Here is an 11,973-nt window from a genome sequence, read left to right as displayed (position 1 = left end):
TATTTTACACTATAATTTAAATAGATAATTTTTTTATTTTTTTATTACTATATAAAAAATTCACAATTAACCAAGTTATAAATACAGAAGTAAATATAGATGTAATAATCCCAATAAAAGTTGTAATAGCAAAACCTTGCATTTCTCTAGATCCAAAAATTTTTAAAATACAAGTATTAATAATAGTAATTATATTAATATCTAAAATACTAGGTAAAGTTTTTTTATATCCAAAATAAATTGCTTTATGAATAAATAATTTTTTATTTATTTCTTCTTTTATTCTTTCATTTATTAAAATATTAGTATTTAATGCTATAACTAATGTTAATACTATACCAGTAATCCCTGACATAGTTAAGGTTAAACCTGGTAATAAAGAAAAAAAACTAATAATTAAAAGTATATTTATAAATAATGCTATTATTGCAATAATACCAAAAATTTTATAATAAAATACCATAAAAATAATACATATTAAAATCCCTATTAAACAAGCTTTTATTCCTTGAATAATATTTTTCCTTCCAATAGAAGGACCTATTATTTTTTCTTGTATAATTTTTACAGGAGAACTTAATTTACCAGATTTTAATAAAAAAGCTAATTTTTTTGCTTCTTTAAAATTAGTTAGACCTATAATACTAAAAGTATTATTAACTTGTGTTTTAATTACTGCTATATTAATAATTTTTATTTTTCTAATTATAGAATTATTATTTTTTATATTTTTTTTATTATTTATATAATTTACAAGTAAAGTAACTATACTATCACCAATGTGTTTTTGAGTAAATTTAGATATAATATTACTTCCTTTATTATCTAAAAAAATATTTACTTGAGGTTTATTATATTCATTTTTATTATAAGTAGCATTTATTATATTTGAACCATCTATTATACTTTTTTTATTTATAAAAATAGGTGTTTTATTTTTTAAATAAAAAGTATAAAAATCATTTTTATTATTAATAAAGTTATTTTTATTAATTAAATGAAATTCTAATGTTGATGTATTACCTAATATATTTTTTGCTTCTTGAAAATTTTGTACTCCTGGAAGTTCTATAATTATATGATTTAAATCTTTTTTTTGAACTACAGTATCAGTAACTCCTATTTGATTTACTCTATTACGTAATACATTAATATTTTTTTCCATAATAAAGTTTTTAAATTTATTTAATTCATGTTTATTTAAAAATATTTTAATTCCATTATTATCAATAATTTTATAATTAATAATTATATTATTATTTTTTTTTTTTAATTTATAAAATACTTTATTTCTACTTTTTTTATTTTTAAAAAAAATTTTATAATTAAAATTATTAAATTTTTCATCTTTAATAAAAGATATATTTTTTATATTTACAATTTTTTTTATGTTTTCAATATTTTGTTCTTTTATTTTTTTTAAAACATAATTATTATCAATTTGTAATAAAAAATATATTCCTCCTTTTAAATCTAAACCTAAGTTAATCGGTTTAGCTTTTATATATTTTAACCAATTAGGAAGAGAAGATATTAATTTAGTAGTAATATTAATAAAATGATTATCTATATTTAGATTATTTTTTATTACTTTATATGCATTTAATTGATCTTCAATATTATTAAATATAATTTCTATATTTTTTCTATATAAAAAAGCTTTAATATAAATTAAATTATTTTTTTTTAAAATTTTATTAATATTATTAAAAATAATAAAATTTAAATTTTTTTTATTTAAAAATTTTATTTGAATAATAGGAATATCTTTATATATATTTGGTAAAGAATATATGATACTAAATATTAATAGTAAAATTATTAAAATATATTGTTTGATATTATATTTATTTAACATAAAATAATTAATTGTAATAAATTATAAATATTTTTTATTGTAATTTTAATTTTTTTATAAAAATATTATATATAAATATAAAATTTTTGTATAAAATAACATATATAATTATATTATATCAAATAAAATTTATGAGGAAAATATGATTTTGGTAACAAAAAAAGCTCCAGATTTTAATGCATCTGCTGTGCTTCCTAATGGAACAATTATTGATAATTTTAATTTATATGAATATTCAAAAAACCAAGTAACTTTATTATTTTTTTGGCCTTTAGATTTTACATTTGTTTGTCCTACAGAAATTATAGCATTAAATAAACAATATAATAATTTTAAAAAAAGAAATGTTAAAATACTAGGTATATCTTGTGATTCACAATTTGTACATTATGCTTGGCGTAATACTCCTATTATTAAAGGAGGTATAGGAAATATTAATTTTATAATGATATCAGATATTACAAAAAATATACAAAAATCTTACGGTATTGAACATCCTAAATTAGGTATAGCATTAAGAGCTTTATTTTTAATAGATAAAAAAGGAATTATAAGACATCAATTAGTAAATGATCTCCAATTTGGAAGAAATGTTGATGAAATAATACGTATAGTTGATGCTTTAGAACATAATGAAAAATATGGAGATGTATGTCCTGCACAGTGGGAAAAAGGTAAAACAAGTATAATTCCAACTACTAAAGGAATAAGTAATTATTTATCTAAAAATATAGATGAATTATCCTAATTTTTATAACTAAAATTGTCAATACATTGTGCTCGATAACGTAATAAATGATCCATTAAAATTATAGCAACCATTGCTTCTCCTATCGGGACAGCTCTAATTCCTACACAAGGATCATGACGTCCTTGTGTAATACAACATACTTCTTCTCCTAATAAGTTTATTGTTTTTCCTGGTATAGAAATACTAGAAGTTGGTTTTACTACAAAATGTATAATTATGTTTTGTCCTGTACTAATTCCTCCTAAAATACCTCCAGAATTATTACTTTGAAATCCATTTTTTTTTATTTCGTCTCTATAATTACTTCCTAATTTATTTATAGAATTAAAACCATCACCGATTTCAATACCTTTTACTGCATTAATACTCATGATAGCATGAGCTAATTCAGCATCTAATTTATCAAATACAGGTTCTCCTAAACCTACTGGTACATTTTCTACAATAATACTAATTTTAGCGCCAATAGAATTACCAGATTTTTTTAAATTATTTATTAAATCTTGTAAAGATTTTATTTGATATTTATTTGGACAAAAAAAAGGATTTTTATTTACTTCTTTCCAATCATCAAAATCACAAATAATATCTCCTATTTGGGATAAATATCCTTTAATTTTTATATTATATTTCATTAGCAAATATTTTTTAGCAATAGCTCCTGCTGCTACACGCATAGTTGTTTCTCTAGCTGATGAACGTCCACCACCTCTATAATCTCTAATACCATATTTTTTTTCATAAGTATAATCAGCATGACCGGGACGAAAGAGATTTTTAAGATTATTATAATCTTTAGATCTAATATCCATATTATTGATTAATAATCCAATACTTGTTCCTGTTGTTAAATTATTAAATACACCTGATAAAATTTGGATTTTATCTATTTCTTTACGAGGAGAAGTATATTTTGATGATCCTGGTTTACGTCTATCTAAATCTTTTTGTATATCTATTATTTTTAAAGGAATTTTAGGAGGAACTCCATCTATTATACATCCTAAAGATGTACCATGTGATTCACCAAAAGTTGTAACTTTAAATAATTTGCCGATACTATTACCTGACATAAATATTGGCTCCTAGATTTATAAAAAAATTATTTATGAAATTTAAGTGTTAAATACCTTATATATTTTTTATTTTAAAAATACCTATACCTCCATTTTTTATATTGAGCCATTGAAAATATATATTTGGATATTTTTCTATAATATCTAACATTTTATCTCCTACTTCACAAATTAAAATTCCATTTTTTTTAAGATAAAAAGGTGATTTAGATATTATTTTTTCAATAATTTCTATACCATTATTATTAGAAATTAATCCTATTTTAGGTTCATATGAATATTCTTTTGGTAAGAAAGCCATATCTTTTTTATTTACATATGGAGGATTAGTTATAATTAAATCGTAAGTAGATTTTTTTAATTTATCGAATAAATTACTACATATAGGAGTAATACGATTTTCTAATCCATGTAATTGAATATTATGTTCTGCTACATTAATTGCATCTATTGAAATATCTACAGCATCTATATATGCGTTAGGAAATAAATATGCGCAAGCAATAGCTATACAGCCACTTCCAGTACATAAATCTAATATATATTTAGGTTTACTATTAGATGAAATAATAGATTTGAATTTATTATTAATTAATTCAGAAATTGGAGATCTAGGTATTAATACTCTATTGTCAATATAGAGTTCATGATCACAAAACCAAGTTTTGTTTGTTAAATATACTACAGGAATTCTTTTTTTTATACGTTTTAATACTAATTCAAAAATTAATTTACGTTCTTTAAGAGATAATCTAGATTTATAAACATTAATCCATAAATAAGGAGGTAACCCTAATACTGGTAATACTAAATTTAAAGCTTCATCCCAAGGATTATCATTACCATGACCATACCATAAATTAGACATACTAAAACAGCTTGCTATCCAACGTACAATATCTTGGATAGATAATAATTCATATATAATTTTTTTTTTAAGAAGATGTTGTAGTTTTATTATCATATAATATATCCCATAATAAAATTATATATTAATTAATTTAAATATAAAAATATATTTTATGATATAAAAATTTTAATTATTTTACTCCCCTGACTGGATTCGAACCAGTGACATACGGATTAACAGTCCGCCGTTCTACCAACTGAACTACAGAGGAAAATATAATTTATAAACTAATATAATATAAATATTATTTATCTGTCAAGAAAATTATATTTTCTAACTTAGAAAATATACTAACATATAGTTTATATAACTAGTATTTTTATATAAAAATATATAATTAATTTTAATTAAAATTTAAAAATTAATTTAATATTATAAATTTTTTAATATTTGAAAATAAGTTTCATATTTTTTACTTATATTAATATCAATATCGTTTTGCCATATACCTTTATTAATTATTTCATCATTAGGATATAATATATTATTATTAATTATATCTAATGGTAATAATTTTTTAGCTTTTAAATTTGGGGTAGAAAAACCTGTTTTTTCAGCTATTTGTGCTGCAATATCTGGTCTTAATAAAAAATTAATTAATTTTAACGCTCCTTTAATATTTTTTGCGTTACTAGGAATAACAAAACTATCCATCCAAAAAATACCTCCTTCTTTAGGCCAAATAAATTTTAAAGGAATACCTAATTTTTGTATAGAAAAAGCAGAACCATTCCAAATCATTCCTATATTTACTGAACCTTCAATAAAAGGATATCCAGGATTATCAGAATTAAATGAAATAATATTAGGCATTAATTTTTTTAAATCTATAAAAGCTTTTTTAAAATGATTAGGATTTGTAGTATTTCCTGGTAAACCTAATTTTATTAATGACATTTGAAATACTTCTTTAGCATCATCTATTAAAGAAATAGATTTATGATATTTTAAATTCCATAAATCATTCCAACTATTAATAGAATTAGGATTTATAACATTTGTATTAATTCCTATAGCTGTTGCTCCCCACATATATGGTATAGAATATTCATTATTTAAATCAAATGGTTTATTTAAAAATTTATGATCTAAATTTGAAAAATTAGGTATTTTTTTTTTTTCTATCTTTTGTATCATACCTTCATTTTTCATTTTAGCTACAAAATATGTAGAAGGTACAACTAAATCATATGATTGTTTTTTATAAGTTTTTAATTTAGTATACATACTTTCATTAGATTCATATGTAGAATAAATAACTTTAATACCTGTTTCTTGAGTAAATTTATTTAAAATTTCTTGAGGAACATATTCTGTCCAATTGTAAAAAAAAATAGTATCTTGATGCAATTTTGTATTATTAAAATATTTTTTTGTTATTGGTAATAATATTATTATAAAAATAATACATATTATTCTAAAAAATAAAAACATTTTATTAAACCTTATAAATATATTTAAATTATTTATATTTAATTTTAATAACTTAAATTTAAATTTTTACATTTTTAGATAAATTAGATATTTTTAAAAAAATTTTAGTTAATAATTTTTAGTATTTTTAAAAAAAAATTATAATCTTTGTTATAAGACTAATGAAAAATTTATTTTTTTAAAATATATATTTTATATTTTTAAAAATTTTAACACTTTATTTATTAAATTTGTAAAATATGACTTTTTTTTCAAAACACAAATTTTATTTTTAATTTTAATATTTCATATACATGGTCTTATCGAAATAGTAAATTTTAGTTAAAATATTTTTTTATAAAAAATCTATTATTTAATTTTTAAAATAATTTATTAAAATTTTATTTATAAAAATTTTTTATAATAAATTTTAATATTTTTCTTTTAATAAAGAAGTAATAATTATAGCTTTCATGGTATGAATTTTATTTTCTGCTTGTTGAAAAATAATACTATTATTAGATTCAAAAACTTCATCTGTTATTTCTAATCCATTATATAAATTATATTTAGCTATTATAGCTTTATTAAATAAATTTTTATAATGATTATATAAATGTAATGAAGGTAAACAGTGCATAACTTTAATATTATTATTTTGACTCTTCATTAATAGTGATTTATTAACTTGATAAGTGTGTAATTCTTTTATTTTTTTTTCCCATAATTGGGGAGATTCTTTTTCTCCCATAGATAACCAGACATCAGTATAAATAAAATCTGTATTTTTTATACCAAAATTAATATTATTAGTAATATGAATATTATTATTATATTTAATTTTTTTTATTATATTATTTATATATTTATTATTATTTGATTTTAATTTTTGTGGAGAAATTAAACATAATTTAAATCCAATTATAATTGATGCTTCTATTAAGCTATAAGATATGTTATTATTTATATCACCTATATATGATAATTTAATTTGTTCAATTTTTTTATTTTTTAAATTTTCTTTAATAGTTAATAAATCTGCTAATATTTGAGTAGGATGAAATTCATTTGTTAATCCATTCCATACAGGAATAGAAGCATATTTTGCAATAACTTCTATATTTTTTTGATATTGTCCTCTATATTGTAATCCATGATACATATTACTTAAAATTCTAGCAGAATCTTTTAAAGATTCTTTGTAACCTATATGACTATCTTTTATATTTAAATAAGTAATATTTGCTCCTTGATCAAAACAAGCTATTTCAAAAGAACATCTTGTTCTTGTTGAATTTTTTTCATATATTAAAATAATATTTTTATTAATTAATTTTTTTTCTTCTTTAAATTTTTTTTTTTTATATTTTAATTTTTCTGAAATTTTAATTAATTCATAAAGATCTTTTTTAGAAAAATCTGATAATTTTAAAAAATGTTTATTATAAAATTGATTCATAATTTAAGTCCTGATTTATAAATAATTTTAAAATAATAAAAAATAAAATTTTATAAATTTTTAATCAATAAATTTTTTTGTAATAATTCTTTTTTTAAAATCTTACAATTTTTTAATTTTTCTAAAGTTTTTTGTATAATTGGTTTAGGTGCTTTAGATAAAAAATTTTTATTTTTTATATTTTTATTTAAAATATTTATTATTTTTTGATTATCATGTAATTTTTTATTAATTTGATTTAATATTTTTTTTTGATTAATAATTTTATTATTTAATGGAATAGCAAATTCAATATTATTAATTTTATTAATTAATGTTTTTTTAGGAAAATCAAGATTTTTTTCAATAAAAATAATTTTATTTAAATTTACAAATTTTTTTAAAATATTTATATTTTTTTTCAAAAATATATCAAATTCATTACTTATATTTTTTATGTATAAATTAATTTTTTTAGTATTTTTAATATTCATTTCTATTCTATGATTACGAATAATTATAATTACATTAATAAATATATTAAAAATATTTATAATTTTTTTATCTATTTCTATTTTATTTACTTTAGGAAAAGATTGTATCATAATACTACTATTAGATATATTTTTTTTATTTTTAATTATTTTTTGCCATATAACTTCAGTAATAAATGGAATTATTGGATGAGATAATCGTAATAATGATTCAAAAAGATTATATAAAGTATAATGTGTTCCAATATAATTAAATTGATTATTTTCTTTAAAAATTATTTTACTATATTCTAAATACCAATTACAAAATTTATTCCATATAAAATTATATAAAATATTAGCAGCATGATCAAAACGATATTTGTTTAATGATTTTATATAATAATCTACAACTAAAAAATATTCAGACCAAATCCATCTATCTATTAGAGACAAATTTTCTTTTTTATTAATAAATTCATATTTTATATTCTTTAAAATAAAAATACTTGCATTCCAAATTTTATTACAAAAATTACGATATCCTTCTAATCTAGTTATATCCCAATATATATCACGACCTGTAGATGATAAAGCAGTTAATGTAAATCTTAATGCATCTGCTCCATAAATTTTATTATATAATGTTTTTTTTTTTAATTTTTTAATTAAATTAATTTTATTATCTTTTAAAAAATTATTTTTTTTTAAAAAATTTATAGAGGAAGAACCATCAATAAAATCTAAAGGATTAATAACATTACCTTTTGATTTTGACATTTTATTTCCTTTATCATCTCTTATTAAACCTGTCATTAAAATATTTTTAAAGGGAATTTGAGGTGTATTATCTTTATTTTTAACAAAATGCATTGTTATCATTATCATTCTAGATATCCAAAAAAATATAATATCAAAACCACTAATAATAACACTAGTAGGATGAAAAAAAGAAAAATTTTTATTATTAGGCCAATCTAAAGTAATAAAAGTCCATAAACTAGAAGAAAACCAAGTATCTAAAACATCAGGATCTTGTGTTAAATTAATATTTTGATCTAAATTATATTTTCTTCTTATTTCTTTTTCATTATTTCCGACATAAATTTTATTTTGTTTATCATACCAAACAGGTATTTTATGTCCCCACCATAATTGACGAGATATACACCAATCTTGAATATTATTCATCCATGCATAAAACATATTTTTATATTTTTTAGGAAAAAATATAATTTGTTTATTTTTTACAGCATTTATTGCATTTTTAGATAAAATTTTAACATTTAAATACCATTGATTTGTTAACATAGGGATAATAATTGTATTACTACGAATACTAAATGGAATTAATGTAGATTTTATTTTATATTTATCTAGTAATCCTTGTTGTTTAATTTTTTTTATAATTATACTTCTTGCTTTTATAAAATTAATTTTTTGTAAATTTTTTGGTATGTTATTATTAAATTTAATTACTTGTTGTTTTACATTAAAAATTTGACATTTTTTTAATATATTACCTTCTAGATCAAAAATATTAATTAAAGGTAAATTATGTCTTATGGCAACTTGATAATCATTAAAATCATGTGCAGGACTAATTTTAACACACCCAGTTCCTTTTGTAATTTTAGCGTAATGATCTGCTATAATAGGTATTTTTCGATTAATTATAGGAATAATTACAAATTTACCAATTAAGTTATTATATCTCTTATCTAAAGGATTAATAGCTATTGCACTATCAGCTAATAATGTTTCTGGTCTAGTTGTAGCTATAGTTAAATAATTTTTCTTATTTAAGGTTGTTATTTGATCTACAAAAAGGTATCGTATATACCATATATTAGTTTTAATTTTTTTATATTCTACTTCTAAATCAGATATTACTGTTTTAAGTTTAAAATCCCAATGTATTAATCTCTTTTTTTTATAAATTAATCCTTTATTATAAAGAATTATAAAAATATCTCTTACAGATTTAGTAAATTTATCATCCATAGTAAATCTTGTTTTTTCCCAATCTGCAGATAAACCTAATCGTTTCATTTGATCATAAATAATATTACAGTATTTATTTTTCCATTTCCAAATATAATCTAAAAAAAATTTTTTACTATAATCATTTTTTGTTTTTCCTGTTTCATTAAAAATTTTTTGTTCTATTAAATTTTGTGTTGCAATACCTGCATGATCAATACCTACTTGACATAATATATTTTTACCTAACATACGATTATATCGTACTAAAATATCTATAAGAGTATATTGTAATGCATGTCCTATATGTAAATAACCTGTAATATTAGGTGGAGGGACCATAATAGAAAAACATTTTTTAGAATTATCTAATTTATTTTTAAAATAATTATTATTTTTCCAATAATTATAAATTTTTTTTTCAAAAATATTTGGATTATATATTTTATCCATGATAAAAACTATCCTGTATATAAATAAAATTTATATTAATATTATTAATTATTATTTATAATTATAGCTTGATTAATCAAAAATTGACATAACATATTAATAGGTCTTCCTGAAGCAGTTGATTTATTATTTATATAATACCATGCTGTTCCTGCTATATCTATGTGAGCCCATTTATATTTTTTAGTAAATTGAGATAAAAAACAAGCAGCAGTTATTGTACCTGCAACACCATCACTACTATTAACTAAATTAGCAATATTAGATTTTAATTTATTAAAATAATTTATATCATTAATAGGTAATTCCCAAACTCTATCATCTGCTTCTAATGAAGCTTTTATGATTTCATTAGATAATTTTTTATTGTTAGACATTAAACCACTTATATTATTACCTAATGCAATAACACAAGCTCCTGTTAGGGTAGCAATATCAATTACATATTTAGGATTATATTTTTTAATATATGTTAATACATCACACAAAATTAAACGTCCTTCGGCATCTGTATTTATAATTTCTACAGTAGTACCTGACATTGTTTTTATAATATCACTAGGTCTATATGAATTAGCACTAAGCATATTTTCACAACCAGCTAAAATAGCAATAATATTTAAAGGTAACTGTAATTCTGCTATTGCATACATAGTCCCGTATACAGCAGCTGCACCACACATATCATATTTCATTTCTTCCATATTTTTACTAGGTTTTAAAGATATACCTCCTGAATCAAAAGTCACTCCTTTACCTAATAAAATTATAGGTTGTAACTTATTATTATTTTTATATTCTATTATAGACATAAAAGGCTTGTTTTTAGATCCTTGACTTACAGCTAAATAAGCATTCATACCTATTTTTTGCATCATTTTTTCATCAATAATTTTAATAGAAAAATTTTTATATTTTTTTGTTAATTTTGTTGATTTAATAGATAAATATTTAGGAGTGCATATATTAGGAGGTAAATTAGCCATATTTTTAGCTTTTTTAATACCTAAATTAATAGCTATTGAATGCTTTATAGCATTAAAGTAAATTTCATCATTATTATTAGTAATAATAAATTTTATTTTAGATGAAAAAGATAATTTATTTTTCTTAAATTTATTAAATAAATAAATATTTTTTTCAATAATGGTAATTGTATCTCTTATATTCCAATATAATTGATAATTATCTATTTCTAAATCTGTAAGGTACCAATTAATTTCTTTAATTAAATGTTTTTTTAAAATATTAATAACATTATATATAATTAATTTATTTTTTTCTCTATTAAGTTTACTTCTAACTCCACAACCTATAATTATTGTTTTAGAACATAAAAAATTAGGAATATTATATAAAATTATATTTTGATTTATTTTCCCTTGTACATTATTTTTTTTTAAAGTATCTAATATATAATTATTAGATATTTTATTTATTTTTTTTGTAATTTCAGAAAATTTATATTGTTCAAATATAGGTATTACTATACAATCTAATAAATTTTTATTTAAAAAAGTTATTTTTTCTGCTGTATATTTCATTTATAATCTCCAAAAATAGAAATAAAAATAATTTAAATAAAGTATAATTTTATATTTTGTAATTTGAAATAATA

At 19.0% G+C, this 11,973-nt stretch carries 7 protein-coding genes, 1 tRNA gene and 1 pseudogene; 1 reads left to right on the top strand and 8 read right to left on the bottom strand.

The annotated features are described in order from the left end of the window. Positions 1–16: 16 nt before the first annotated feature. Complete coding sequence (secD, locus tag GJT98_RS00780) at positions 17–1,858, bottom strand: protein translocase subunit SecD (protein ID WP_168820914.1); 1,842 nt, start codon at positions 1,856–1,858, stop codon at positions 17–19. A 142-nt stretch (positions 1,859–2,000) separates the two neighbouring features. On the opposite strand from secD, the gene GJT98_RS00775 reads away from it, so the two are divergent. Continuing rightward, complete coding sequence (locus GJT98_RS00775) at positions 2,001–2,606, top strand: peroxiredoxin (RefSeq protein WP_168820912.1); 606 nt, start codon at positions 2,001–2,003, stop codon at positions 2,604–2,606. Here the strand turns inward: GJT98_RS00775 and aroC are convergent. The 7 genes and pseudogenes from aroC to GJT98_RS00740 all read right to left on the bottom strand — a co-directional run bounded on the left by aroC (position 2,603) and on the right by GJT98_RS00740 (position 11,899). After that, entirely contained in the window at positions 2,603–3,682 is a 1,080-nt protein-coding gene (gene aroC / locus GJT98_RS00770; protein WP_168820910.1) for a chorismate synthase, read from the bottom strand. The genes GJT98_RS00775 and aroC overlap by 4 nt on opposite strands. 58 nt (positions 3,683–3,740) lie before the next feature. After that, on the bottom strand, positions 3,741–4,649 hold the full coding sequence (gene prmB / locus GJT98_RS00765) for a 50S ribosomal protein L3 N(5)-glutamine methyltransferase (RefSeq protein WP_168820908.1): 909 nt from the start codon (positions 4,647–4,649) through the stop codon (positions 3,741–3,743). Between the two features lie 84 nt (positions 4,650–4,733). After that, positions 4,734–4,806, bottom strand: a tRNA-Asn gene (locus GJT98_RS00760). Positions 4,807–4,967: 161 nt separating this feature from the next. Next, positions 4,968–5,936, bottom strand: a pseudogene (locus GJT98_RS00755) (extracellular solute-binding protein); the annotation flags it as partial. Positions 5,937–6,438: 502 nt separating this feature from the next. Then, entirely contained in the window at positions 6,439–7,467 is a 1,029-nt protein-coding gene (gene argF / locus GJT98_RS00750; protein ID WP_168820904.1) for an ornithine carbamoyltransferase, read from the bottom strand. 50 nt (positions 7,468–7,517) lie between these two features. Continuing rightward, positions 7,518–10,355, bottom strand: coding sequence for a valine--tRNA ligase (locus GJT98_RS00745; protein WP_168820902.1), 2,838 nt, complete (start codon positions 10,353–10,355; stop codon positions 7,518–7,520). Between the two features lie 44 nt (positions 10,356–10,399). Next, positions 10,400–11,899: a leucyl aminopeptidase gene (locus GJT98_RS00740; RefSeq protein ID WP_168820900.1), complete on the bottom strand. Its 1,500-nt coding sequence runs from the start codon at positions 11,897–11,899 to the stop codon at positions 10,400–10,402. Positions 11,900–11,973: the final 74 nt, after the last annotated feature.

Source organism: Enterobacteriaceae endosymbiont of Donacia sparganii (assembly GCF_012569045.1).
GTDB lineage: Bacteria > Pseudomonadota > Gammaproteobacteria > Enterobacterales > Enterobacteriaceae.
Note: the sequence above shows the minus strand (reverse complement) of the source record. Positions and strands in the feature narration are given on the sequence as shown.